Here is a 26,731-nt window from a genome sequence, read left to right on the forward strand (position 1 = left end):
TAGCGGATAATACCTTTCAAATCGCATATATATTACCCAGATTCGCGGATATAAACCAATATGATATAATGCTGTTAAAGACAACAGTAAAGACATATGAAAAGGAGCGATAGGGATGAGGGCGTTAATTAATGTGGACTATACTTATGATTTCGTAGCGGATGCGGGAGCACTGACATGCGGCAAGCCGGGGCAGGACATCGAAGGGAAAATTACCGCACTTACAAAAGAATTTATTGAAAATGGTGATTATGTAGTATTCGCCATAGATGTTCATGATCAAGGCGATGAATTCCATCCGGAAACGAAATTGTTCCCGCCGCATAATTTGCGCGGCACGGAAGGCAGACATTTATATGGCGCGCTGCAGGAAGCATACGAAGAGAACAAGCAGCGAAGCAATGTTGCTTTTATGGATAAAACAAGATACTCCGCTTTCGCCGGAACCGATCTGGAAATTAAACTGCGTGAACGGGGAATTACCGAAGTTCATCTAGTAGGCGTATGTACCGATATTTGCGTCCTCCACACGGCTGTCGACGCCTATAACAAAGGCTTTAAAATTGTTGTTTACAAGGATGCCGTAGCTTCTTTTAATCCAGCGGGACACGAGTGGGCGCTGGGACATTTTGAAAAAACGCTCGGGGCTATGGTTAAATAGTTTTATAAATGGTATGATTGTAAAAATAGTGTAAAGCTGTAATAGTATTTTGGAGGGCACATTATGAAACACATTTATCACGATGATAGTTTCACTCTGCATACAGATCTTTACCAGATTAATATGGCAGAGACGTATTGGAGGGATGGCATACATAATAAACGTGCAGTCTTCGATCTTTATTTTCGTAAGCTTCCGTTTGGAAATGGTTATGCTGTGTTTGCCGGTCTTGAAAAAGTCATCCAGTTTATTCAGAACTTCCGCTTTAGTGAAGAGGACCTTGAGTATTTAAAAAACGAAGTCGGGTATCAGGATGATTTTTTAGACTATCTAAAAGATCTGCGTTTTACGGGCACGATTCGAGCAATGAGAGAGGGAGAGCTTGTTTTTGGCAATGAGCCGATGTTACGAGTAGATGCCCCCCTGGCAGAAGCTCAATTAATTGAAACAGCTTTGCTTAACATTGTGAATTACCAAACATTAATCGCCACCAAAGCAGCGCGTATTAAACAAGTTGTCGGTGATGAACCGGCTGCGGAATTTGGGACAAGACGGGCCCAAGAAATGGACGCGGCTATTTGGGGCACACGGGCTGCGTATCTAGGTGGCTTTGAATCAACAAGTAACGTAAGGGCTGGTAAACTATTCGGCATTCCCGTCTCAGGAACACACGCTCATTCCATGGTTCAAGCCTACAAGGATGAATATACAGCCTTCCGCAAATATGCCGAAGCACATAAGGATTGCGTATTTTTAGTGGATACGTATGACACGCTTCGCCTTGGCGTGCCAAATGCGATAAAAGTGGCCAAAGAATTAGGTGATAAAATTAACTTTATCGGTATCCGCCTTGATAGTGGAGACCTAGCCTATCTTTCAAAAGAAGCACGCAAAATGCTCGATGAAGCCGGATTTAAGGAGGCAAAGATTTTTGCTTCAAGTGATTTGGATGAGTATACGATTATCAACCTTAAAGCACAAGGGGCTAGAATTAACAGCTGGGGAATTGGTACAAAACTAATTACTGCTTATGATCAAGCTGCCTTGGGAGCTGTTTATAAAATTGTTGGAATCGAAAATGAAGCAGGGCAAATGGAGGATACGATCAAAATTTCCTCTAACCCAGAGAAAGTAACGACTCCAGGATTAAAACGGATTTACCGGATCATTAATAATAAGAACCATCATGCTGAGGGCGATTATATCGCGATGGAGGATGAAAAGCTTCCGGAAAAACGTCTGAGCATGTTCCATCCAACCCATACGTATATTAACAAGGTGGTAACTAACTTTACAGCAAAAGAACTCCACGAGGATATTTTCGTCAACGGGGAGCTTGTCTACGAAATCCCTTGTTTAGAAGAATCGCGCGAGTATGTAAAGCAAAACCTTAATGCCCTCTGGGAAGAATACAAGCGCATCATGAACCCGGAAGACTACCCAGTCGACCTCAGTAAAAAATGCTGGGACAACAAAATGCATAATATAGAAGAAGTAAAAGAAAAAGTAGCTGCGATGAAAGAGTAGCACTTGCTGTATTTAACAACGCTCAGAGAATCACATGCTCTGAGCGTTGTTTTGTAATTGTAGATCGGGAGTTCTTGGAAGATTTAGGTGCTAGATCATAGTTGTGAATAATCTGTAGGGTAAGGTAGAGAGGTTCTACGTGCCCGAAAATAGAAAAAGGAAGTACTTTGGGTAACGTAGAGCAGGTCTACGTGCCCGAAAATAGAAAAAGGAAGTACTTTGGGTAACGTAGAAAGGTTCTACGTGCCCTAAATCAGAAAAAAGAAGGCAGCTGGGTAACGTAGAAAAGTTCTACAGATCCCATCCACCTTATTCTAAAAAAATCTTTACTTAAATTAACCTTTTATTACATAGATTGTCACGATGATAATGGCAATCGGAGCTATATAGCGAATTAAGAAGTACCATATATTGAATAGTCCCATTGAGAACCCGCCGCCAGCTGATAATTCTTCATATAGGGCGGATTTTTTTATTTTTAACGGTACAAAAATGGCAATTAATAATGAGCCGAGCGGCATCAGGACATTGCTGACTAAATAGTCGGCGAGGTCAAAGATGGTTTTTCCAAAGATCAAAACATCACTTAGGACACCATATGACAACGCTGATGGAATCCCAAAAAGAAAGATGGCAATTCCGATGATCCATGACCATTTTGTCCGTTTCTTTACATCACCTTTCGAAATGACCGATACAATAATTTCAAGCATGGAGAACGCAGACGTTAAAGCTGCGAACAAGAACAACACTAGAAAGGCAATAAAGAACACCATGCCAAACGCCATTTTATTGAACACATTTGGCAAGACATTAAACAATAATACTGGTCCAGCATCAGGCTTTAAGCCGAATGAGAATACCGCCGGGAAAATCGCCAGCCCTGATAGGACAATAATAAAAATATTCATCCCGACAATCGATAAAGCCGAGCGGAACAAGCTCTCTTTTTTGGACAAATAGGAGCTGTAGGTTACCATTACAGAAACCCCGACACTCAAGGCGAAAAAGGATTGGCCTAAAGCAAACAGTATCGTTTCCGCGGTGACTTTGCGGAAATCGGGCTGAAATAAGAATGTAACGCCTTTCATTGCTCCATCTAATGAAAGAGATCTGACAATCAGCGCAATGAATAGGATGAAAAGAACCGGCATCATAATTTGGCTGGCTTTTTCAATCCCTTTTTGAATTCCTTTGGCCACGACAATGATGGTAAGGAACATGAAAATAAACTGAACACTCAAACTTATAGAAGGATTAGCGATAGTCTCGCCAAATAACTGCTGAAATCCAGCTTGATTTAATCCGTTCAGCTGCCCGGTAACCGCCTTCCAAATATAGATAAGGATCCAGCCGCCAATTACGCTGTAGAATGAAAGTAAGATAAAACAGGTGACGATCCCTAAATATCCAATCCAATGCCAGCCAGCATTAGGGGCTAACGCTTTATAGGCTTGAACGGCGTCCTTCTGCGTCTTGCGCCCAATGACGAATTCCGCCATCAAGAGCGGCAGCCCTAAGATCAAGGTAAATAGAATAAAAATGAAAAAGAACGCTCCGCCGCCGCTTACTCCGGCAATGTAGGGGAACTTCCATATCGCTCCGAGCCCTATTGCCGACCCGCCGGCTGCTAAAATAAATCCAATCTTCGATGACCACTGTTCCTGATTTTTCAATGCCTTGTTCCTTTCGAATAATATTTTGAATGAAAAAAGCCCTTCAACGACAATCGTGGGGCCGATTTTTAACGCTGTTTTATTAAATTGTGGTTACTTCACAATGTAATAGTAGAATAACTTATAATTTTCATATTGTCTAATCAATTTTGACATTATGACCAAAAGAAAAAGCAGGAACATGCTGTGTTCCTGCTTTCCCTTTAAAATATATTTATTTTTGTTTGAAATAGTCCATAAAGGCATGGAAAATTTCTATTCCCTGGAATGTAAACATACTAATTGCTGATAGAGAAAAGAAACCGATTAATAAGAAACGAATCCACATAATTTTGTTCCTCCCTTGTTATTATTATTAAATTTAATAACGTGGGAGTGAGATTAAATAATTCGATTGATGAAAAATCGGGATTAGAAAGGACTTGGCGCGGATCAAGCTTGATGTAAAATGCGTTACTGTGATTCCGATAGTGGATAAGATGAAAAAGAATACAAGGAGGTCTGGCAATTTGATGGGCTGCTTCTTTTCATCGTCCCACTGTGCCTTCACTTTCCAATCATCAATAAAGATAGTGGCTTTGCCTTCCGGATGATGGTTCGGAGGTGTTTTTGGTACATGAAAAATATTGAAAGCCAGGAAGGTAAGGAGCAGGCTGATCGCTAAGCTTTTTGTGATCCTCATCATTATCCACTCCTTTCTTTTGGGGATATTTATAATCATATACACTTTTATTATATTTGAAAACAAAAAAGATCTGACAAATTTCCCACCTATTTTTAGCGGAATTTTATATGGTATCCATTTTCATTAATTTTATTAAGAATATCATTTCTTTTTTATCAAATTGCTTATGTATTAGAAGGCTCTTGCATCAAGATACCATAGCATATAAGTTATGGGGTAAAAATACTACTATTTGGAGTCAATGCATAATTATTCCTATTTTAATTTATATTTACTTTAATTCTGCTTAACCTTTAATTTACAAATCAGGAGTAGGATTAACAGTGTAAAAAGTCTATTAAAAAGGGAGAGGTTTTGATGAAAAAGAAAAAGGTACTCGCAGTATCGCTGGCTGCCCTAATGTTGGGATCTACATCAGCATATGCCGGCTATACACAATTGGTTGGTCCGAAAACAGATGGTACAGCGGTCACACCCCATGGATGGGAAGTAACTCCAGCGGGAACTCACGTGACACTAGGGGATTTTCCGATGGGTGGTGCAATAAGCCCGGATCACCGTTATCTTATTGTTTCCAATGATGGTCAAGGGGAACAATCGCTTCAAGTGGTGGACCTAAACACACAGAAGGTCATACAGACAGTTCCTTACAAATCTCCTGAAGCTCTCTATTTAGGGGTCGCGTTTAGCCCGGATGGGAAAACCGTCTATGCATCGGCAGGAGGCAATAACAAAATCCGTACGTTTCAATTTGAGTATGGAACATTAACGGAGCAAGCGCCGATTATGCTGACAGACGCTAAGAAAACAAATTTCTATCCAGCAGGAATTTCAGTTTCGCAGGATGGTAAGTCGCTCTACGTAACTAATAACTTAAATCACTCTGTTTCCAAAATAGACCTCACAACTAAGACAGTCCAAAAAACCACGGCAGTTGGTCGAAATCCATACACAACACTGTTAAGTCAAGATGAGAAGGCCCTTTATGTCACCAACTGGGGAGAAAGCAGCATTAGCGTGTTGGACCCGCAAACTCTTACACTTAAAAAGACCATTCCAGTTGGTCTCCATCCGAATGCGATTGTAGAAAATCCTTCAAACGGAATGATCTATGTATCGAATTCCGACAGCGATTCAGTTTCCATTATTGACCCGAACCAGCAAAAAGAAATCAAAACCATTTCACTCAGCCCATATAAAAATGCACCGATGGGAAGCCAGCCAAATGATCTAACGTTAAGCCCTGATGGAAAAACCCTATACGTTGCAAATGGCGGCAATAATGATGTGGCCGTCGTGGATTTGAATAAAGAGGAAGTGGCAGGGTTAATTCCTACTGCCTGGTATCCAAGCGGCATCTACATACATGAGAATCAACTCCTAGTTTTAAATGCCAAAGGCCTGGGAGCAGGCTCCAATCGAGAAGGGCAATACATTGGCAATATGATGAAGGGAACCATGTCGTTTATCGACGTCCCTAACAAGACGCAGTTGAAAAAGTATACGAAACAAGTGGAAAAAAATAATGAAATCTATCAACCGAAGGGATTCAGCGCCAGCGAGAAGTTTCCGATCCCTCGCTTTGAAGGGCAAGAATCGCCAATTAAACACGTGATTTATGTTATAAAAGAAAACCGCACCTATGACCAAGTATTCGGCGATATGGAAAAAGGAAATGGCGACCCAAGCTTAACCATTTTTGGGGAGGACATTACGCCAAATATTCATAAGCTAGCAGACCAATTTGTTCTGTTAGATAACTTCTATGCCAACGCTGAAATCAGTGCGCAGGGACATAACTGGTCAACAGCGGCACAAGCCAATGACTATGTGGAGAAAACCTGGCTGGCCAACTATTCCGGGCGGAACCGCGGCTATGACTATGAAGGCGGAAATGAAGCAGCTTATCCAAAAGCCGGGTTTTTATGGACCAATGCCCTTCGCTCAGGTGTGACCTTCAGAAATTATGGCGAGTTCATCAATTATGACAAAAAGACAGGGAAATATGTAGCGGCTGAAGCCAGTATGGGTAATAACTTTGATCCGGATTTCCCTTCTTATGATCTTAAAATCTCGGACCTTGACCGCTATGCAGCCTGGGAAGAGGAATTCAATGAATATGTGAAAAATGGCAACCTGCCGCAGCTGCAAATCGTCCGCCTGCCTAATGACCATACGCTCGGAACAAAAGTAGGAGAACTAACTCCGCAAGCGATGGTAGCCCAGAACGATTATGCGCTTGGAAAATTGGTGGAAGCGGTCAGTAACTCTCCATATTGGAAAGACACGGCTATTTTTGTAACAGAGGATGATGCTCAGAACGGCTGGGATTCCGTTGACGCACACCGTACGACATCGCTGGTGATCAGCCCTTACACACAAACCGGTAAAGTAGACAGCACTTTATATGATACTACCTCGATGCTTCGGACAATGGAAATGATTTTAGGCATGAAGCCGATGACCCAGTTTGATGCTTCAGCAGTTCCGATGGTCAACTCGTTTACTCACAAGCCCGACTTTAAACCTTTTGAACTGGAAGAGCCAAGATATCCGCTAGATCGTAAAAATGGCCAAAACGCCCCGATGGCAAAGGAATCAGCAGAGCTTGACTTCTCCGGTGTCGACCACGCTGACTCTGATAAACTAAACAAAATTCTTTGGAAGGCAACAAAAGGGGACAAGCCATATCCTGGCGAGAGAAAAGGCCATAACAAACAATAGGAAAATAAAGCTCATAAAGACAAAACTCTTAAATTTCACAAGAGTTTTGTCTTTTATAAGGGCTCTTGGGGACAAATGAATAGTAAAGGTTGATAGAACTGTCCTTATGAAAGGCTCTTAAGGACAGAGCGCTGGTGAAAATCAGTAGAGATGTCTTTAAGAAAGGCTCTTAAGGACAAAACGCTAGTAAAAATCAGTAGAAGTGTCTTTAAGAAAGGCCCTCAAGGACAAAACGCTACTAAAAATTAATAGAAGTGTCCTTAAGAAAGGCTCTTAAGGACAAAACGCTGATGGAAATCAGTAAAAGTGTCTATAAGAAAGGCTCTCAAGGACAAAACGCTAGTAAAAATTAATAGAACTGTCTTTAAGAAAGGCTCTTAAGGACAAAACGCTAGTTCGAATTAATAAAACTGTCTTTAAGAAAGGCTCTCAAGGACAAAACGCTAGTGAAAATTAGTAGAACTGTCTTTAAGAAAGGCTCTCAAGGACAAAACGCTAGTAAAAATCAATAGGAATGTCCTTAAGAAAGGCTCTTAAGGACAAAACGCTGGTGAAAATTAATAGAAATGTCCTTAAGAAAGGCTCTTAAGGACAAAACGCTAGTAAAAATTAATAGAAATGTCTTTAATAAAGTCTCTTGAAGACAAAACTCTAGTAAATAATGCTAGAACTGTCTTTAAGAAACACTGCGAGTGGCCCTGGCGGCATTATCATGAAACTTGCCACTGTGGGCCGCACGTTATTACATACTTTTCTAAAGGAAGGTACAATCCTATGATTCGGTTTATTGAAGGTACGATGAAACGGTCGGTTTTGATTCTTACATGCGTAGTACTGATTATTGCGTGGGGGGCCATGTCGGCGTTTCAGATGCAGCGGGATTATCTGCCGCCGATTAATAACACGGCGCTTATGGTTACCATCCAAGCGGATTCCTATCAAGCGGCACAAGTCAAACAAAGCATCACCGCCAAAGTGGAAGAAGCGGTCCGGTCTGTTGATAAGCTTGATTATATGGAGAGCAGCTCCTTTGACGGGGGCTTAATGGCGAGCCTGTTTTTTCCAAGTCATACCGATATGGAAAAAGCTGAAGCAGATGTCAGGGCGGCGGTTGAAAAGGTAGATTTCCCTGAAGCTGTGAAAACCCCTGCGATTACCAGGCTGAGCACGAACTCCTTTCCCATCATGCGGTTAAGTTTAACGGCGGATTCCGAAACAATCGACGAAAACGAGTTACGTACGTCCATTCAAGAGAAAGTGGCCAATGAAATAGAACGTGTCCCAGGAGTAAGGGAAGTACGTGTCACAGGTGCTGGGACTGATGGTTATGTTGTGACATTAAAAGCCGATGCGTTAAAAACTTACGGAATCACCATCAAAGACGTTCAAGAAGCACTTGCTTCGATGCACCCAGTTTGGCCTCAGGGAACCATTAAAGAACAAGGCGGACCGACTGGGCAAATCACCATGCCTATCCGCGTTACAGGCTGGACGATCAATAGTGAAGATTTAAATCAAGTAACCATTCCTATTCAAGACGGGGAACCAATAAGACTGCCCGAAATTGCCAGCATCGAATCCAGCATTGTGGACTTACAAACCATTTCCCGAACAGGCGGGCAGGCCAGTGTCCTGTTGGATGTCTTAAAAACCCCTTCTTCAAACGTTACTGATGTGACCGAACGAATCAACGAAAGAATAAAAGATATACCAGAAATCCAAGCTAATTCTGTTAAACTATCTGTTTTGGTGGATCAGGGACAAGATATCAACGCTGCTTTAAAAGGATTAATCAAAGAAGGACTATTAGGTATTATTTTCTCGGTTGTCTGTGTGTTTTTATTTTTCCGAAATGTACGCTCCACTTTGATTATTGCTTTAACCTTGCCGATTTGTCTTCTGTTTACAACGGCCATCCTGAAAACGATGGACGTCAGTCTTAATATCTTAACTATCTCAGGATTAATTGTGGCGATGGGGCGGGTGGTCGATGACTCAATTGTCGTCATGGATAATATGTATCGAAGGCAGATGGAAAAACACAACGGACCAATCACGGCACAGGAATTGGCGGGAGGGGCAGCCGAAATGATTCCGGCCATTGTTTCGTCTACTGCTACCACAGCTGCTGTGTTTGTACCGATTTCCATTATCGGGGGCATGATTAGTTCGGCTTTTTCCGGATTTGCCTGGTCCGTGGTGATTGCCCTAGCAACATCGTTAGCCGTTTCAATTATTGTCGTCCCGGCTTTAGCCCATCTATTATGGAAACATAAGCCTGCAGCAAATTCATGGGATATCGAGCCAAAAGCCAAAAAAATCATTCAGTGGGCATTTTTAAAGAAAAAAGTAGTGGTCGGGTTGGCATTGTTGATATTTGCTGCGACGATTGTAGAAGCCCTGTTCCTGCCGGTTAACTTTTTTCCAAGAGGCAGCTCAAAGGATGCCGCCATTCAGGTCGAGCTTCCGGAAGGAGCTCAGCTCTCTGAAGTGGATGCAGAGGTTAAAAACATCGAAACAATCCTAAAAAATAATCCGGATGTCGAGACATATTCTTCGACGCTTGGTTCGACCTTCACGCCGATGTTTGATGATGTGTTTGATGAAGGCGGCGGCTGGATGCAAAAACAAAATATTGCTTATGTGAATGTTGGGATTAAGGATGAAATCGATATTGATACCTTCGTAAAGGAGCTGCGGGGAGAGCTTGGAAGATTGTCCACTTCCGCTGTCTATACCGTTTCGAATCAAAATATTTCCGGCGATGATTCCCGCTTAAAAGTAATTTTAACAGGGGGAAACCAGCAGGAGTTAGCAGCAGCCAGCATTTCAGTACGAAGCAAGCTGCAGATGATTCCCGGCTTAAGTATCGAAGGAGCAGCAAATGATGCTGATGCTCCCATCAAACATTACCTTTCGCTAAATCAGGAAAAAATCCAAAGATTAGGAATCAATGTAGATGAGGTTCTTAACAGGATTCAAAATTATTTACCTCAGGATGTGAGAATGGATGCTTCCTCAGGTGACGTTCATACACCTATCGCTATCAAGCTGGACAATAGGAATTTTCAAATTTCCGCTGCGGACCCAAGCCCTGAAACCACTATTTTATCGGAAATTGGTCATGAAATGTTCAAGGCCAAGGATGGTTCTCAGGTATCATTGGCTGAAATTACAACGCTGGAAACCAGCAGCCAAACGGTAATCAGCGAGCGGGATGGCTCTCCGTTTGCCGCGATAACGGGTAATATTATTACAAGAGATATCGGCAAGGTAACCAAACAGGTCAAAGCGACTATGAATAAATTGGATCTTCCACCAGGTGTAGAATACTCGCTGGGAGGAATTTCACAGCAGGTGAAGCAAATGGTTGTCGAGATGAGCCTTGCTCTCGCTTTATCGATTTTAATCGTCTTGATGATTGTAAGCAGTGTGTTCCGCAGCTGGTACGCCCCTGTTGCTGTTCTGATGTGCGTGCCAATGGCGCTAATTGGATCGGTGTGGAGCATGGCTGTTTTCGGAATGGAATGGAATCTGGCTGCATTGATCGGCGTGTTGATGCTTGCTGGAATTGCAGTGACCAACGGAATCGTGCTGGTTGATAAAATTGAACGGAATCTTGCCGGTGGGATGGAAGCGAAGCAGGCGATTTTGCTCGGAACGGCGACAAGGGTCAGACCGGTATTGATGACAGCGGGGACAACCATCTTAACCTTGCTTCCATTAGCATTCTCCAATAACGCTAATACCATTGTGTCTCAAACACTGGGAGTTGTGGTGGTAGGAGGAATGATTAGTTCTACGCTGATCTGTCTCTTGGTGGTTCCGATTATGTATGAATGGCTTGGCGGGAAAGTGCGGAAACCTAGAAAAATGAGATCCAGCCAGCGGGAGTTGTCTGCTTAATTTCAAAATATGGTTGTAAGAGGGCTGTTGATAGTAACGGGTTCCGTTTCCTATCGCAAAACCCTAAAATGTAACCGAATTTGTACCTTGTTTAGTATCTGTTTTTTCTATTAAAACTAAAATGGCTCAGTTCACTATACTGAGCCATTTCTTCAGAACTAGGCATCCATAATAAAAATTCCCATTCGATTTAAATTGAGGGTTTTTGGAATTAGACCTCTATACAATGCATTTAATTTCCACTGAAATGAATAGTAAGCTATATCATTCTTTATTTCATTTCAATCCCATATTTCGCAGCAATTGAAGTCAAGGTTTTAATCGCTTCAGGGCTAGGTGGACCATCCGGAACTGGAGGTAATTGTTGAGGCACAGGTTCACCAACTTCATTAATAAACTGCTCAAATCCAGAGGGATATACAGTTAGTAACACTTTTGCAGTTTCTGTGTTAACTTTAAAAGTATGTTTAATCCCTTTAGGAGCAAATACATACGTTCCTGGTGTGGCGTGAATAACGGTATCGTCTATGTAGTAAGTTATTTGACCTTCAAGAACGAGAAAAGTTTCATCTTCTTTCTTATGAATGTGCGGTGGCGGTTCAAACCCTTGTCTTTCCTCAGTTAAAATTGTTGCATACCTGCCTTCTGTATCCTCTCCGCTAACTAAGACAGAAACTATGTTTCCTAAAAATAATATTGTATTGTCGTCAGATACCTGACGAAAAAATGGTTTATCCAATATTTCAACCTCCCCCCGCGATTTAAACCTTGGAATAATAATATGCTTTCTGATAAGCTCTTATTCTTTTTGTACTTTTTTAATAAATAATTACAATTCCCTGCATCGGAAATTGAAAACCTTGTTCAGCAGCGGATGTTAAAAATCCTGAAAAAATTAGGTTGTCCTTCCATCGACTTTCGCATTGTGAACCGCTTTGTGTTACAATCTCTCTAGTTATTACGGAGAAAAGGAAGAAGCAAATGAGCAGAACATTGCCAGTTACGAAAAATGATTACATAGATGTCGTGTTTGAGGATTTAACCCATGACGGGGCAGGGGTGGCAAAGGTTGACGGTTATCCCTTGTTTGTTGCAAACGGCCTGCCCGGTGAAAAAGCGAAGGTAAAGGTCATCAAAACGGGAAAAAGCTACGGTGTTGGGCGGTTGATTGAGCTTTATGAAAAGAGTCCCTATCGTGTGGAAATTCCTGAGAACGAAAAACACAAATACGGCGGCTGCCAGCTGGAGCATATCAGCTATGAAGGCCAGCTTCAATACAAAGAAAACCAGGTGCGGCAGGTGCTTACCCGGATTGGTAAACTGGAGGATGTTGTGGTGCATCCCATCTTAGGAATGGATCATCCGCTTCACTACCGCAACAAGGCACAGGTCCCTGTGGGTGAAAAGGACGGAAAGCTTATTGCTGGATTTTTTAAACCAAGAAGCCACGAAATTGTCGATACAGAAGAAAGCTTTATTCAGCTGCCGGAAGTTAATGAAGCTGTTCAAACCGTAAAGGAGATATGCAGTGAATTAGGGATTCCGGCGTACCATGAAGAATCGCATAAAGGGGTCTTGCGCCATATTATGGCCCGTTACGGAAAGCAAACTGGCGAACTGATGGTGGTCATCATTACAAGAACAGGGGATATTCCTCACAAAAATAAGCTTGTAGAGGAAATCATTGCAAAGCTTCCTAAAGTAAAATCGATTGTTCATAATGTCAATTCAAAACGGACGAATGTCATTCTTGGTGAAAAAACAACAGTTCTTTGGGGCAGCGAGGTCATCTATGACTATATCGGTGATGTGAAATTTGCTATTTCTGCTTTATCGTTTTATCAGGTCAATCCAGTTCAGACAAAGGTGCTCTATGACAAAGCGCTTGAATATGCCAACCTGAACGGCGAAGATAGTGTAATTGATGCCTATTGCGGCATTGGAACGATTTCATTATTTCTAGCTCAAAAAGCCAAGAAGGTATTCGGGGTAGAAGTTGTCCCAGAAGCGATTGAGGATGCAAGACGAAATGCCAAGCTAAATAGTAAGACAAACGTAGAATTTGCAGTCGGAGAAGCGGAGACTGTAATTCCAAAGTGGTATAAAGAAGGTAATGTTGCCGATGTATTGGTGGTTGACCCGCCGCGCAAAGGCTGTGATGAAGCATTACTGCAAACGATTATAGATATGAAGCCGAAAAAAGTGGTGTATGTATCATGTAATCCGGCGACATTGGCACGTGATTTGCGGATTTTAGAAGATGGGGGATACAAGACACTGGAAGTGCAGCCAGTGGACATGTTCCCGCATACTACACATGTGGAGTGCTGCTCACTACTTGTAAGAAAAGATTAAAATACGAGATGTACCGTGTGTAAGTTAAACCTTCCTTTTTCGGAAGGTTTTTCTCTAAACCATACTCTTTCCTTTAACATATATGATAAAGCGAGGTATATCTGTCATTTTAAAATATCATTTACGGTTATTCTATTTGTCTCGCGTTGATTAAAAAAGTTTCAAAGACTTTTTAACGTCCTCCTTAGTTTTCCAACACGTCCCAAATGTTTCCTTGTTTCAAGTCTAAGGCTAACTATATTTCTACATGATGGAATCCACTATTTTGACCTTAAATAACATATTTATATATTTAATAATCTCTTAATATTCCAATATATATCATTAATTGATAAAATTATACAAAGAGAATGTAAGGGGAAAAATATATGGATAATCAAACTTACCAGTTTCTAGGTAGATATTTTTTGGAGTACGTAGATACTAATTCGTTTAAAAATAAAGTTAATACAGAACTTAATTATAATCCTGCAGAATTTAGTGTCGAAAAAGCTTATGAGGATATAACAGAGAACGCTATTAGTAATAAACTTAAGCTCGATAATATTCTCTTTGAAAATATTTTGTACAGTGACTTAAAAAATGTTTTTATAGAGAATCTTGAATTTAATCCTAATCTTGATGCTACCATTTTTAGAAGTAGAATGGAAACCTTTATTGAACATGTCAACTTTGGAAAGTTATCAAATGACTTAGAGCGATACATGAGTCCGGATGGATTCTTATTAATGGAAAGTATATCAACTTCTAAGTTAGGTACTTTCTTTCTTGCTGGCTTTGATTTTGTAGCAAATGAAGATGGGAAAGTAAAATCAATCCGTATGTTATTTGCTAATGTTGTACCTCTAACAAGTTCCCCTAATTTAGGTTATTTTTTAGCAGGTCTAGATATTGATCTAGAAAATAAAGTAGGTCTAGTTCTGCTTAAGAATATATCTAATGATATAGATGATAAGGTAGAGGAAGAAGAGGAAGCCAAATGGGAAAAATCAATCATAAAATATTTTAATAAGGTTAGAAGATTAGTTTATCCTATCTTGGGAGTAAGAACTTCCATTAGTTACAAAAATGATAGAAAAGCAATGTTTAAAATGTGTAAAGAGTTAGAGGCAGATTTACTTGAAGAGTCTAGAGATGAAATGTCACGAAGACTTGGAGATGAAGGTGATGTTTCAGTGTCTGTTGATACATTACTTTTAAAATTACTCCCAAGATCTGTGGTGCCTAATAGAGAACAACGTGATAAGTTAATTAAGAGATTTCAAGCGTTACTTCTAGGAACATACATAAATACTGTTACGGATGATGATGGTTTAATAGAAATTGCTAAAGAAAGAGGTTTGGTAGGGTTTGCCACAAATATATCGTTTAGATCCGGTAATGCTTCTAAAGGAGCTACAGGTACCTCAATAAAGGATAAACCTATTGCTGGAGAAATAATGTTCCATAGCCTATATACCGACTTCAGCGAGTCCCTAGAGCTCCCACAATGGTCTGTTTCTTGGTTCGCTGATTACGAACAGACAAACTCTACAGATATAGAGGTTATACCTACAACAATTAAGTCAACTAAGAACTACCTTTTATTAACTTTTAAAAATCGAAACTATTTAAATAAGGGGTTGATAAAACATGTCGTTAATTACATTCTTAAATACCGCAACCAAGGAACTTGAAATAACTGAGTACAGAGTGTTGGAGAAGGTATTAAATATAATACATCAAACCGGTGATAGATTTAACGAATTTAAATATAAAGATGTTATTAAAAACGAAATGGACTTATTTATTATTAATGAACTAATAAAAAACGAAGTATTAATAAAAAGTCTACTCTGCGAATGTACAACAAACGATATTAGCGCTTTTATTGGTTATGAAGATAAGAACTGTCCAACCTGTGGTAAGTCTGTACTAGATAATAATCATGAAACAATAGATTATTATTCAATAAAGGAAAAATCAAAGATAGAAAGTTTAATAAACGAATTATCAATAATTGAGTATGTTATCGATTTTACAATGGGTAATCTTACCGATTTAATTAAGAAAAAGGAATCTATAGTACCTTTTATTGGGTCTGGTGTTTCTATTCCGTTAGATTTACCTTCTTGGGGTTCGATGATAAAAGATCTTAAAGATGAGATGGAAGAAATGTTTAGACCTGCTTTTTTAAGATATATAGACTCAGGAAATTACCTAAAGGCACTTACATATCTCCAAGAGAATTCGCTTCTGGATAAAGACCAAATTAAAGAAAAAATTTATGGGGAATTTGATAAAATACCAAAAGACATTTTATACAAAGAAGACAGCAACTATCCAGATTTATATAATTTAAAACCACCATTCTATATAACTACTAACTATGACAATTTTTTAACTGATTATATAAGCAAGATAGAAAGCAATGTAACTGTACCTTATACCTGGAAAGATATTATTAATACACAAAATTTAATACTCGAAAATAAAAAAAGAGTGTTTCATATTCATGGTCATATCCAAAAACAAGATACAATGATTGTAACTGATGAGGACTATATTGATCTTTATAATCAAACAAATCTTAAGGATAAGTTATTAGGAATAATGGGTTCAAATTATTTGCTATTTATTGGTTTTTCTTTTAATGATGAATTCTTTAAGAAGTTATACATTGATATAACATCTTCTATTAAAGGTATCCATTATATTATTCTACCAAACATATCTTTAGAAAACGCAAAAAAAATAAGTGCTAAAGCTCCAGGTCTTAGAATAATCGGGATTAATGTACAAAAAGATGAAAAAGGTAAATATATTGTGCAGGACTATGTAAGAGCTGTAAGAACTGTTATAAATACGTTAATAAATCGCTAATAAATATCTATCTTGTATGGACCAATAAATTTTTTGTAAACATCATTACACTAATATATCTGCGATCACTATCCAAATCAAGAAGAGGCTACAGATAAATCAACATGCAAACATATGTATGTTGAACCCTTGAAATATTCGAACAATATCCAATAAAGCACCAAGTGAATATTCTATATAAAACTCACCAACACCCCATGAGTTACCACATACACTCCGCGCACGTGGAGTGTATGTGGTAACTCATTTTAAAAGAAGGCAACTAAAGAATGGCAAGTTGCCTTTGTATAGAGTTTTTACACTACTTGTAAAGGGTTAATGAAGGTGGATTGGATATGGATCTCACCATCGTTTGTACAAGTAATTTTCTCAACTAATGAAGGAAGAATTTGAGGTGTTAGTTCTTCTTATGAAAGAACATTTGTAGTTCTTTGATTTTATTATCTGTTAGTTCGAGCTACTCAATTAACTCTTCCCTTGAGATAATATCATCAGTGAACAAATTGACGTAACTTAATTTCTTTTGCTTTAAAGCATCAATTTCTGAGTGGATTTTTTTCAGCTCTTTCTGAAATTGATGCTTTTTATAATTGAGTTTTTTTAATAAATTTATGCACAAAACTTTCTTCCTGTAGGATATTGTACAGAGGTTTTAAATCATTCATGATAATTTGCAATAACTCTATTTCACGAACTACCGTCTTATTTAAACAGAATGTATCACCATTTCTCAGATTTCCTTCACATCGATACCTTTTTGATTAGCCTTATACCACATCCCTTTATTGCATTCATCGCAATAAAGCAAATTAGTAAATAGATGTTTATATTGCGCCGTACCTGTTTTAATAAACGGTAGGATAAACCCGCCAGCATCATTGTGTTGCCACATACACTCTACACCCTGCGAAGTGTGGTGTGGTTGGAGTTAGTGTAAATATATTAGAAGAAATGAATTCTGAATGTAGAATTCGTTCTTTTTCCATGTTACTAAGAGTGTGTTTCGCAACTCATTTTCAAAAAGTATTTTCTCTCAGCCTCAGTAATAATTCTTTGGTGTGCAGGTATACAAATAGTTAGAAGCGCAAGGAAAATAGAGAATAATCCTATTGCATTTGAAAGGTTAATGAATGTAAATTGTTTAATCATTGAATGTAATTCGTTTAAGAAAATCCATTTTGAGAAATCAGTTAATTTAAATGCCAGTAGACAAATAAATACATAGTATCCGTAAATCGTTAAATTAATACCATAATGAATTAGTAAGTATGCAATTTGTTTTTCTACAGACAGAAATGGAGATAAATTTTTTAATTTCACTTCGGTAGTGTGTTCTTTTTCCCCATGCGTAGGAAAAATCCTTTTCAATCTCCAAAAGAAGCAAAATTTTATCGACATACTTAAATTTAAAAATCCAATAAAGAAAAAACTTATTACAAAAATAATAACAAGTATATTATGGATGATCACAAGGTTGATTAGTTCTGTTAAAAATAGAGCTACAATAATTACTAATGAGTATTGAATGAAATACAATGTCAACAAAATAAGATATTTAATGTTGTATTTAGAGAATGTGCGTCTAATAGAGAAAATAACTACTTGAATAATAGATGTTGCCATATAGACTAGTAGGAAATATGCCTTGATATCCTCTACTGTGTATGGGATTGAAATAATAATTAATAAAATAGTTTGTAGAAAAACTAACTTAAGTTCAATGATAGATAGGTAAGCTACATTAGCTAAATTCATCACTTTTAAATATATATTTTTCAATTTTGAAAACGCTCCTCAAACAATAAATATTGATATATAGATTTTTTATAAATATAAACATAATATCTTGTATTTTATATCTTCTTTTTGTGGAAAATTTTATTAAGGTGTATTATAACTTTAATAAGAATAAATGTTCGATAAATATACTCATACTTTCAAAAAAGGTACATATATCCAAAAGTCAAAATATATATTAAGCTAAAATTATTAGTTTATTTAATTATCTCAACATGAAACAAGTGATGCAATGGAGGATGAAAATAAAAAAAGTAGAAATAGCTTTTTAATACCGGATTTCCTTCAATTTGTAACTAACAACATAGCAATTTCAGCTAGTAGGAAATCTTTATTTTAACTCTTGCAAAAGAATGCTGGTTTGAAGTGGATCATTTCTGAAAGGTCTATTTTAATTGTGCATATGCGGATAGAAGAAATTAATTTGTAATAATTATTCTATAATATAAACATCAACTATAAATTTTTTTATTCATATCAGTTTTATAAAATTGCTATTTTATTAAAAACTCCTCATATTAGTTTTATTTAAAAGATTATGAAATGGTTTTACTAAATCAAAAACGAGGTGGAACTATGATTAAACCAGATTGGAATATCTTTAAAGCAAAATTTAGTGAGAACCCACAAAGTAATTTTGAATGGTTATGTTATCTTTTATTTTGCGTAGAGTATGGAAAAGAGTTCGGAGTTTTTAGATATAAAAATCAGTCTGGAATTGAGACTAATCCAATTTCGGTAGATAAAGAAGTTATTGGATGGCAAGCAAAATTTTATGAAACAACTTTATCAGATCATAAGGGTGAATTGATTACAACTTTAACAAAAAGTAAACGAGATTACCCGGATATAAATAAAATCATTTTTTATACTAATCAAGAATGGGGACAAAGCCATACTTCCGAAAAACCTGAACAAAATGATCCTCAAGCAAAAATCGATATTGAAACTAAAGCTAGTCAACTTGAAATTCAAGTTGAATGGAGAACAGCGAGCTTTTTTGAATCGCCATTTGTTACTTTGGAAAATGAGCTTATTGCTAAACATTTCTTTAGTTTTGAAAAGGGCATCTTCCAACTTTTATCGGAAAAGAAATTTCATACTGAGGCTATTTTAGAAAGTATTCAAACATCTATTAATTATCAAGATAAAATTTTGGAGATTAATAGAAGTAATCTGCTGCAAGATATTCTAGGCCAAATTGAACGAGAACAAGTTCTAATTGTGACAGGTATGGGTGGTGTTGGGAAAACGGCTGTTATTAAAAAACTGTATGAAAATGTGAAGGGAAATACTCCTTTCTATATTTTTAAAGCAAGTGAGTTTGAAATTAGTAACATTAATAATTTATTTGGTGGAAATAGTTTTAATGATTTTATTGATGTTCATAAAGAAGATGCAAGAAAATTAATAGTGGTTGATTCTGCTGAAAAGATATTAGATATAGAGAAAACTGATCCATTTAACGAATTTATATCTACTTTAATTAAGCATGAGTGGAAAATTATATTTACTGCCAGAAGTAATTATTTGTCTGATTTGGACATGCAGTTTATAGGTCACTATAAAGTGAAGCCTTTCAAATTCTATGTTGAAGCTTTATCAATGAAAGAATTAGTGGAATTTGCTCAAGAGTATGATTTTAATTTACCAAGTGATGAGAAACTGCTAGAGGTACTTAGAAATCCGTTTTATTTAAATGAGTATTTAAGATTTTATGATAATGAAGAAGTAGTTGATTATCTAATTTTTAAAGAAAAATTATGGAATAAGTTAATAAAAAAATCGAAGCCAAATAGAGAACAATGTTTTATGAAAATTGCTTTTCAAAGGGCAAGTGAGGGACAATTTTTCATTTCATCAAACTTTGATGAAGTGACAATATCTTCTTTAGTACAAGATGGTGTTTTAGGTTATGAAGTTGCAGGTTATTTTATAACACATGATATATATGAAGAGTGGGCTTTGGAAAAAATAATAGAGTCTGAATATATCAAAAGAGTAAGTTTGCATGAGTTTTTTGATAAAATCGGAGAATCTTTGCCTATTCGTCGAAGTTTTAGAAAATGGGTATCTGATAAACTTTTAATGGAGGATAGTTCGATTGAAAATCTTATTGAAGAAGTTTTTGGAGCTGAAGATATCCCATATTTTTGGAAAGATGAAATGTTAGTGTCAGTTTTGCTTTCACCATACTCTGATTATTTTATTAGTTTATTTGAAAGTGAAATATTAGAAAATGATCAGAAATGGTTAAAAAGAATAACCTTTTTATTAAGGTTAGCATGCAAAGAAGTTGATGAGGATTATTTAAAATTAATAGGTTTCGATAAATATTCAATATCAGAAATGAAGTATATAGTTACTAAACCAAAAGGACAAGGTTGGGAAAGTGTAATTAAGCTAATTTATAATTACAAAGATTCTTTTGAAATAGAAACAGTAAACTACATACTACCTGTGATTTATGAATGGAATAATAAATTTAAAAATGGTGAAGCAACTAGGCTAGCAGCTTTGATAGCTTTGAAATATTACGAAGTAATTATAGAAAAAGATAATTATGCTTATAGAGGGAATGATACTGAAGAGAAAATAATTCAAACTATTTTATATGGGGCAAGAGAAATTAGCGATAAACTTTCAGGGATTTTTTCAGAAGTAATTAATAATAATTGGAGGAAATACAGAGATCCATATTATAGCCTAGTAAATGCTATTTTATCTAAGTTAGGTGATAATCAAGAAGTATTAAGAATTCTACCTGATTATGTATTACAGTTAGCTGAATTGTATTGGGTTAAACCTAATAAAGTGCCACACCCCTTTAATAATAGGTTAGATGTTTCAGATGATTTCTCTATAGAGGGAGATAAAAGTGTTTATCATCCTTCTAGTGCATACCAAACTCCGATTTATTGGCTTCTAAAGTACTCTTTCAAAGAAACTGTAGATTTTATTCTTAGATTTGTAAATAAAACTGTAGAAAGCTATGTGGATTCTGATTTAGCCAAAGGGGAAGTAGAAGAAATCGAGGTTTATATTAACGATAAGGTAATTAAACAATATATAAGTAATAGGCTGTGGACTGCCTATAGAGGAACACAAGGTTCACCAGAAATTTTTGAGTCCATACATATGGCATTAGAGAAATTTCTTCTTGAAAGAGCGGAGAATACGGATTCAAAAATATTGGAAAATGTTCTACTGTATCTAATAGAAAACTCGAAATCTGCGTCTATAACGGCGGTTGTTTCAAGTATAGTTTTAGCTAATCATGAAAAAACTTTCAATATAGCTAAGGTTTTATTTCAAACTAAGGAATTCTTTTTTTACGATAGTAGTCGAAGGATATTGGACCAAACTGCAAAAAGCACATTTATGATTGGATATGGATTGAATTATAAAGACAAGATCCATAAAGAAGAAAGAATTAATAGTTGTGATGATAAGCATAGAGAAAAAAAGCTTGAAACGATTGCACTGATGTACCAGTTTTTTAGAAATGAAGATACAACAGATGATGAAGCAATTAATAGAATGGAAGATTTATGGGCTATTTTTGATAAGTACTATGAAGAGCTTGAAAATCCTTCCCTTGCAGAAAATAAAACTTGGAGACTTTTTTTAGCACGTATGGATAGAAGGAAAATGAACCCTACTGTTGAAAAAGTGGATCAAGGTATAAAGATTGATTTTAATCCTAAAATTGACTCAGACTTAATGGAATACAGTGAATCGGCCCTTCAAAAAAGCTCTGAGGCAACTAAGTACCTTCCGTTAAGATTATGGTCCGATTATAAATTTAAAAAGGACGTTAAGTCTAGTGAGTATACTAAGTATGAGGAAAACCCCCTATTAGCTCTAAAAGAAATTAAAGAAATGTTAGAAGAATTACAGAATGGTTATGATGAAGATTATATTTTTGCAAAAGGTATTCCACCATATGTATGTGCTGTATTACTTCGAGATTATTTTAGTCTTCTTTCACAAACTGATAAGGAATTTTGTAAAGAAGGTATTCTAACTTTTGCATCATCGTCTTTAGGACCTAATTATGTTTATCAGATTGGAGATGGCGTAGAAGCTGCTATCTCAAGCTTACCAGTTCTGTTGAAGTATTTTCCAGAAGAAGAGGAAAATATTAAAGGCATTTTATTATTTACCTTGTTCGATAATCATCCTATAGGAATATCTATTGAGTTTTCGGACTATTCAACCAAAACAATCTTAAATGAATTATGGACTATAAATTTTGAAGATGCACAATCCTTGTTATTAGGATATTTATATTTAAAACCTAAGTATGAAGATATGAAAGGGCGATTACGCATAGAGAGTTTCGAAAATTGCAGACGTATGGATGTTGAAGAAAATTTTTTGGAAAGATTCTTAGAAGAATATGAGGCGGACATAGAGAAAGTTATAGGTAACGCAATTACTTTAGAGGGAATTGGAAATATAAACGATATTCATCCGCGGGTTTTAAAAACAGCATTTCAATTAATACCGTTAGAAACCAATAATGACGTTCATAAGTATTTAATCAAAAATATTATAACCGTTTTTGCTGAAAAGTTATTATTAAATGATGGGAGTAATAGATTGGATTATGAAGTTAGTCATGATTTCATAATAAAATTTGCAGAAATTATTTTATCTTCTTCAAGTGATGACATACCAGAATATTTAAGCCCGTTTATTTCAAAGTTTAATAATAGTGAATCAATGGCTGATTTATTTAAAGAATTTATTTATGTAGAAGATAGTCTAAAAAGATATGATAAATTTTGGTTAGTGTGGGAGTTATTTTTTGAAAAAGTTGTTGAATTAAATAATAAACGGAAAAATAGTTACAGCAATTCTCGCATCATCAAAAGTTATCTTTTTGCCGATACAATATGGAATGAGAACGCAACAGAGTGGCATACCCTAACCGAGAAAAATAAAAGATTTTTAATGAAAGTTACAAGGGAACTAGGGGATTCACCAGCAGTTCTATATTCGGTTGTAAAATTATTAAATGGAATTGGGCAAAGATTTATTAATAGCGGAATTTCTTGGATTTCACATATGTTATTAGAACATCAAAGTTTATGGAATATTGAACTAGAGGACCATACCATATATTATTTAGAAAATGTTATTAAAAGCTATATTCATATTAATCAAGAAAAAATCCGAAGAGAAGCTAGATTAAAGCGAGAGGTTTTAATCGTATTAGATTTCTTAGTTGAAAAGGGATCAGTTGCTGGATATATGCTAAGAGAAAGTATTTTGTGAAAATAATACATTTAAATTACTTTAGAAAAGAACTGATAATTTATATTAAGCCTTTACTTGATAATCGTTAAAATATTTACTTAGTAGTACTAATTCTATATATATAAACTAAAGTAAGGTAAACACCACTACATCCAGATACATCTGCCATCACTGTTCAAGCCATTGTGAAGCGGTCGCGCAAATGGTGTTGAAATAGTATATAATTGCTATACAGGCCAAGTCAAAACGGTATCGAATTGATGAAATCAAAACCCAAAAATAAAAAGTCAAAAAGACTCTGAATTCGTAAAAAAACACTACGAATTCAGGGTCTTATTTATAGTATACATAGGTTCTTATAACATGGATTATGTTTCCTACCATTTATTTCTTTTAGTAAAAAGGAATGTATTCCTATTAACATTGTTAGAGGATTTTAGCAAATTTTGTCGAAATTTATATACTGACTATTTTAGCTTAATAATAAGGTAAGCTTTTTTACTAGTAAGTAATAAGTTTATTAGCAGAAGAGAATTACCTTTTTATTAGGGAAATAAGAAAAAAGAATGGTGATGTTTATGGAACGTATAAGACCTAAAGTAAAAAATAAAACCGAGATTCCAGTTAACATTTTTAGGGGAAAGGAATTAATTGCCAAATGTTCTAGTATCCAGGAGGCAGTTTGATTTTTAAAAAAGTTCAGCTAACTAAATGACAAACTAACTATTGATAGTCTTTTAAGTAGGAGTATTTAATTTATGAATAAAATAAAGAAATTTATTAGAACATTTCACGCATCATTAATTGAAACAGATCAAAAAAGGTGGATAAGCCATATCTTTACTACTCTAGTTATTTTGGCGGGAGGGTTTACTTGGCTTCGTTATACTTTAACAGGAGTTGATAGGGGAAATCTACCTGATTTATTATATACCAGTGCAGCTTTGTTTTTCTTACTTGGGGACATTATACTAGAAGTTTATAATATCAAAATGGAAAAAGAACAAAACGAATTTCAAACTTTAAGAGAAACGCACCTAAGTAGACCTATACGAGAAATGGATTTTAGTCGTGATAAGAATATTATTGCCAAAAATGTTGATCAAATAGATGAAAATTATTCCAAGGTGAAGAAAGAGTGGGAAGAAAGAAGATTAACTACTAAATTGAAGATTATTCGTTTTTATGTTCTATTCTTTGCTTGTTTGCTAGTTGTAATAGGAAATGGATCTTACGCGATAAATATTGAACTTTTACCAACAATCGGTTCTTTAATAACTTTTTTCAGCATATTAATCTATATCTTTTGGACAGTTTTCAAAACATTTATATTGGATTTAATAACTAGAATATGGTTCGATTAGACATTTACAATAATATTTTAATGGACGTATGAATTTTTTAATAGATAGGTGGTTTAATGAGTGTTGATTTAGAGATTTTAATAGATGAGCATATTAGTAGAAGAGTGTTGGAGGAAGTATTATTCTCGCTAGGATACTAGAAAGAAAAATTCGAAAATACTTATTACTGGTTTGACCATGATTATACCTCCACAAGAGGAAGTGGATTCACCTTTGGATACGATGTAGAAGTTTATATTGAGGAAGAAGCTAAAGTTTTTAAAACTGTGTGTAAGGTTTACACTCAATCTGCAAGAAGTTTTGCCGATTTTCAAAAGCAAATAGATACTATAAAAATGATAGAGGAACGGTACGGAGGAACTGTATATACGGATGGAGAATACGGCTATTTTGAAAATGACTTGCCAAATCTATCTAAAGCGGAAACTAACCCTCACGGTTGTTGCCTTTTAACGTTTCCTGCAACGTATGACCACTTCCTTTTAACTGCCCCCGCTAAACTTAAGCATTACAACTCAGGGGCTAAGGTACCATTTTTTCGTTATTGATAAAGTAGGAATTGACAGTTTAGATACTTACCCGTAAAGTTGCTTATGATGCAAATTAAGACGGAGGAGAGCTAGATGCAATTCATTAATAATCTACTTCTGGATATGGAATTAGATCCTAGATTAGTAGAATATCTTTCGATAATAATCAAGATTCTGCTAATAGGGCTTATCTGTTTCGCAGCAAATTTTATTACAAAGAAAATCGTGATCAGGATCATCACTCGTATTGTTACGAACTCCAAAGTGGAGTGGGGTAAAATCATATTGGATAGACAAGTTTTTCGAAAGTTATCCCATATTGTTCCTGCGATCATTATTTATTCGTTTTCTTCCACCTTTCCAACCTATCAATCAACCATCGAGAAATTGGCCATTACCTATATCATTATTGTAGCGTTAGTGTTTATTCAAAGCTTACTAAATGCATTTAATGATATTTATCAAACCTTTGACATATCCAAGGTTAAGCCTATAAAAGGATATGTTCAGGTGGTTAACATTATTATCATGACTCTAGGGTTCATCTTGGTAATCTCGAACCTTATAGGGGAGAGTCCTCTTATTCTATTAAGCGGGATTGGTGCTCTCTCGGCTGTTTTCATGTTAGTATTTAAGGATTCGTTATTAGGACTAGTGGCAGGAATTCAGTTGACGGCCAATGATATGGTTCGGGTTGGTGATTGGATTGAAATGCCGAAATTCGGAGCAAATGGTGACGTTATTGATATTTCTTTAAATACCGTAAAAGTTCAAAACTTTGACAAAACGATTACGATGTTACCAAGTTATGCCCTTATTTCCGATTCTTTTATCAACTGGAGAGGGATGCAAAGCTCAGGCGGCCGACGAATCAAGCGCTCTTTGTATATAGATACCAGTAGTATCACGTTTTGCACCGAGGAAATGATCGAGAAATTTATAAAAGTTCATTACCTTTCAGACTACATTATTCAAAAGGAAAGGGAGATTACTGAGTATAATGCCAAAAATGGAATCGATCGGAACAATCCTGTGAATGGTCGGGCCCTTACCAATATCGGTGTTTTTAGGGCATATATCAGTAATTACCTTAAGAATCACGAAGGAATCAATCAGAATATGACCGCAATGGTTAGACAGCTGGCACATAGTGAATACGGGTTGCCTCTAGAAATTTATGCATTTACAAATTCCGTACAGTGGGCAGTGTATGAAACTGTGCAATCTGATATCTTCGATCATCTATTTGCCGTTGCACCAGAGTTTGGACTGAGAGTATTCCAGAATCCATCTGGGGCTGATTTAAGAAATATGGTAGAAGAATCGAGCAGCAAAGCCTTGAGCGGCGAAAGAAGCTATTGAAATAATCAATCACCAAA

At 36.3% G+C, this 26,731-nt stretch carries 15 protein-coding genes; 10 read left to right on the plus strand and 5 right to left on the minus strand.

Annotated features, from left to right (window positions below; genetic code table 11):
- Positions 1-115: 115 nt before the first annotated feature.
- Complete coding sequence (locus A6749_RS14930) at positions 116-661, plus strand: cysteine hydrolase family protein (RefSeq protein WP_066391020.1); 546 nt, start codon at positions 116-118, stop codon at positions 659-661.
- 63 nt (positions 662-724) lie between these two features.
- On the plus strand, positions 725-2,188 hold the full coding sequence (locus A6749_RS14935) for a nicotinate phosphoribosyltransferase (RefSeq protein WP_066391025.1): 1,464 nt from the start codon (positions 725-727) through the stop codon (positions 2,186-2,188).
- A gap of 335 nt (positions 2,189-2,523) precedes the next feature.
- On the opposite strand, the gene A6749_RS14940 is transcribed toward A6749_RS14935, so the two are convergent.
- The gene (locus A6749_RS14940) at positions 2,524-3,864 is read right to left on the minus strand and encodes a sodium-dependent transporter (RefSeq protein ID WP_066391027.1); all 1,341 of its coding nucleotides are present in this window, start codon (positions 3,862-3,864) and stop codon (positions 2,524-2,526) included.
- Positions 3,865-4,225: 361 nt separating this feature from the next.
- On the minus strand, positions 4,226-4,546 hold the full coding sequence (locus A6749_RS14945; RefSeq protein ID WP_066391029.1) for a hypothetical protein: 321 nt from the start codon (positions 4,544-4,546) through the stop codon (positions 4,226-4,228).
- A gap of 360 nt (positions 4,547-4,906) precedes the next feature.
- Between A6749_RS14945 and A6749_RS14950 the strand changes: the two genes are divergently transcribed.
- Together A6749_RS14950 and A6749_RS14955 are read left to right on the plus strand one after the other, a co-directional pair.
- A complete protein-coding gene (locus A6749_RS14950) occupies positions 4,907-7,273 on the plus strand; it encodes a bifunctional YncE family protein/alkaline phosphatase family protein (protein ID WP_066391031.1) in 2,367 nt (788 codons plus the stop codon).
- 774 nt (positions 7,274-8,047) lie between these two features.
- On the plus strand, positions 8,048-11,179 hold the full coding sequence (locus A6749_RS14955; RefSeq protein WP_066391032.1) for an efflux RND transporter permease subunit: 3,132 nt from the start codon (positions 8,048-8,050) through the stop codon (positions 11,177-11,179).
- Between the two features lie 271 nt (positions 11,180-11,450).
- On the opposite strand, the gene A6749_RS14960 is transcribed toward A6749_RS14955, so the two are convergent.
- A complete protein-coding gene (locus tag A6749_RS14960; protein ID WP_161487147.1) occupies positions 11,451-11,918 on the minus strand; it encodes a cupin domain-containing protein in 468 nt (155 codons plus the stop codon).
- 242 nt (positions 11,919-12,160) lie between these two features.
- On the opposite strand from A6749_RS14960, the gene rlmD reads away from it, so the two are divergent.
- The 3 genes from rlmD to A6749_RS14975 all read left to right on the plus strand — a co-directional run bounded on the left by rlmD (position 12,161) and on the right by A6749_RS14975 (position 16,396).
- Positions 12,161-13,534 carry a 23S rRNA (uracil(1939)-C(5))-methyltransferase RlmD gene (gene rlmD / locus A6749_RS14965; RefSeq protein ID WP_066391039.1) on the plus strand — a complete coding sequence of 458 codons (1,374 nt, stop codon included), beginning with the start codon at positions 12,161-12,163 and terminating at the stop codon, positions 13,532-13,534.
- 368 nt (positions 13,535-13,902) lie between these two features.
- Positions 13,903-15,210 carry a hypothetical protein gene (locus A6749_RS14970; protein WP_066391040.1) on the plus strand — a complete coding sequence of 436 codons (1,308 nt, stop codon included), beginning with the start codon at positions 13,903-13,905 and terminating at the stop codon, positions 15,208-15,210.
- Positions 15,167-16,396 carry an SIR2 family protein gene (locus A6749_RS14975; protein ID WP_066391041.1) on the plus strand — a complete coding sequence of 410 codons (1,230 nt, stop codon included), beginning with the start codon at positions 15,167-15,169 and terminating at the stop codon, positions 16,394-16,396. The genes A6749_RS14970 and A6749_RS14975 overlap by 44 nt, the downstream gene beginning before the upstream one ends.
- A 730-nt stretch (positions 16,397-17,126) precedes the next feature.
- Here the strand turns inward: A6749_RS14975 and A6749_RS28430 are convergent.
- Together A6749_RS28430 and A6749_RS14980 are read right to left on the minus strand one after the other, a co-directional pair.
- A complete protein-coding gene (locus A6749_RS28430; RefSeq protein ID WP_161487148.1) occupies positions 17,127-17,288 on the minus strand; it encodes a hypothetical protein in 162 nt (53 codons plus the stop codon).
- A 98-nt stretch (positions 17,289-17,386) separates the two neighbouring features.
- Entirely contained in the window at positions 17,387-18,175 is a 789-nt protein-coding gene (locus A6749_RS14980; protein ID WP_066391043.1) for a hypothetical protein, read from the minus strand.
- A 594-nt stretch (positions 18,176-18,769) separates the two neighbouring features.
- Here A6749_RS14980 and avs4 point away from each other — a divergent pair.
- From avs4 to A6749_RS15000, 3 genes are all read left to right on the plus strand, one after another.
- Positions 18,770-23,476, plus strand: coding sequence for an AVAST type 4 anti-phage nuclease Avs4 (gene avs4, locus A6749_RS14985; RefSeq protein WP_066391044.1), 4,707 nt, complete (start codon positions 18,770-18,772; stop codon positions 23,474-23,476).
- Positions 23,477-24,216: 740 nt separating this feature from the next.
- Positions 24,217-24,822, plus strand: a complete 606-nt coding sequence (locus A6749_RS14990) for a hypothetical protein (protein ID WP_066391045.1) — start codon at positions 24,217-24,219, stop codon at positions 24,820-24,822.
- 623 nt (positions 24,823-25,445) lie between these two features.
- Positions 25,446-26,714: a mechanosensitive ion channel family protein gene (locus A6749_RS15000; RefSeq protein ID WP_066391047.1), complete on the plus strand. Its 1,269-nt coding sequence runs from the start codon at positions 25,446-25,448 to the stop codon at positions 26,712-26,714.
- The last annotated feature ends 17 nt before the right edge of the window (positions 26,715-26,731 follow it).

It is taken from the genome of Neobacillus mesonae (assembly GCF_001636315.1).
In the GTDB taxonomy this organism is placed as follows: Bacteria; Bacillota; Bacilli; order Bacillales; family Cytobacillaceae; genus Neobacillus; species Neobacillus mesonae.

Excerpts from the sequence above, each read along its gene's own strand:
- A6749_RS14930 (WP_066391020.1), top strand. The coding sequence starts at position 116 with ATGAGGGCGTTAATTAATGTGGACTATACTTATGATTTCGTAGCGGAT.
- A6749_RS14935 (WP_066391025.1), top strand. The coding sequence starts at position 725 with ATGAAACACATTTATCACGATGATAGTTTCACTCTGCATACAGATCTT.
- A6749_RS14945 (WP_066391029.1), bottom strand. The coding sequence starts at position 4,546 with ATGAGGATCACAAAAAGCTTAGCGATCAGCCTGCTCCTTACCTTCCTG.
- A6749_RS14950 (WP_066391031.1), top strand. The coding sequence starts at position 4,907 with ATGAAAAAGAAAAAGGTACTCGCAGTATCGCTGGCTGCCCTAATGTTG.
- A6749_RS14955 (WP_066391032.1), top strand. The coding sequence starts at position 8,048 with ATGATTCGGTTTATTGAAGGTACGATGAAACGGTCGGTTTTGATTCTT.
- rlmD (WP_066391039.1), top strand. The coding sequence starts at position 12,161 with ATGAGCAGAACATTGCCAGTTACGAAAAATGATTACATAGATGTCGTG.
- A6749_RS14970 (WP_066391040.1), top strand. The coding sequence starts at position 13,903 with ATGGATAATCAAACTTACCAGTTTCTAGGTAGATATTTTTTGGAGTAC.
- A6749_RS14975 (WP_066391041.1), top strand. The coding sequence starts at position 15,167 with ATGTCGTTAATTACATTCTTAAATACCGCAACCAAGGAACTTGAAATA.
- A6749_RS28430 (WP_161487148.1), bottom strand. The coding sequence starts at position 17,288 with ATGTGGCAACACAATGATGCTGGCGGGTTTATCCTACCGTTTATTAAA.
- avs4 (WP_066391044.1), top strand. The coding sequence starts at position 18,770 with ATGATTAAACCAGATTGGAATATCTTTAAAGCAAAATTTAGTGAGAAC.
- A6749_RS14990 (WP_066391045.1), top strand. The coding sequence starts at position 24,217 with ATGAATAAAATAAAGAAATTTATTAGAACATTTCACGCATCATTAATT.
- A6749_RS15000 (WP_066391047.1), top strand. The coding sequence starts at position 25,446 with ATGCAATTCATTAATAATCTACTTCTGGATATGGAATTAGATCCTAGA.